This window comes from Methylobacterium tarhaniae (genome assembly GCF_001043955.1).
In the GTDB taxonomy this organism is placed as follows: Bacteria; Pseudomonadota; Alphaproteobacteria; order Rhizobiales; family Beijerinckiaceae; genus Methylobacterium; species Methylobacterium tarhaniae.
In genome coordinates this window covers 1-886 of the sequence record NZ_LABZ01000287.1, presented here as the reverse complement: position 1 = coordinate 886, position 886 = coordinate 1, and the positions used below count along the sequence as shown (strand labels likewise).

Below are 886 nucleotides of genomic sequence, written 5' to 3'. Positions count from 1 at the left end.
CGACTCGTCCTCGCGGCCCTCGTCGACGGCGAGCGGCACGAAGTATTCCTGGGTCTCGCCGGTGGCGAGAGACACCGCGATGCGCGGCAGCAGGAAACCGTTCGAGCCTTCGAGCCGCGGCAGGATCGCGCTGTCCACCACCTCGACCCCGCGGATGCGCGAGCCCTTGGCGCCGAACCAGCGCCGCGAGCCGATGAAGCGCGGCGCGACGGTGCGCTCGAAGGCCTGGCGCTCGCGGCCCCGCATCAGGGTCTCGACGCCGCCGGTGAGCACCAGGGTGAACAGCTCCGGCGTCTCCGGGCTCGGGCCCATCGTGCCGGCATTCGCCGTCGAGAGCGAGAACCAGTAGAAGCCGTAGGCCGGCATGGTCAAAAGGTACGGCAGGTCGCCGATCGGCGGGAACGAGGTGCCGCCGGTCAGCTCCACCGGGACCGCGGTGCGCAGGTCGGAGAGGTCGAGCTGCACCGCCTGCGGCGCCCGCGACAGGTTGGCGACGCAGAGCACCCGCTCGTTGTCGTGCTCGCGGATCCAGGCCAGCACCTTGCGGTTGTCCGGATAGAGGAACCGCAATCCGCCGCGCCCGAGCGAGACGTGGTTGTTGCGGATCGCGATCATCCGCCGCGTCCAGTTGAGCAGGCTGGTCTGGGCGCGCGTCTGCGCCTCGACGTTGACGGCATCGAAGCCGTAGATCGGGTCCTGGATCGTCGGCAGGAACAGGCGGGCCGGGTCGGAGCGGGAGAAGCCGCCATTGCGGTCCGGCGACCATTGCATCGGCGTGCGCACGCCGTCGCGGTCGCCGAGATAGATTGTTTTGGTGTCTCTTTTTCACCTCTCCCGGCCCACGCAACCCCCCTACGGTTCGTATTGCGTCTTTTTCTTTGTAAAA

1 pseudogene is annotated in these 886 nt (G+C 68.4%); it reads right to left on the bottom strand.

The features are described 5' to 3' along the window. Positions 1-807, bottom strand: a pseudogene (locus VQ03_RS28835) (alpha-glucosidase C-terminal domain-containing protein); the annotation flags it as partial. Positions 808-886 lie beyond the last annotated feature (79 nt).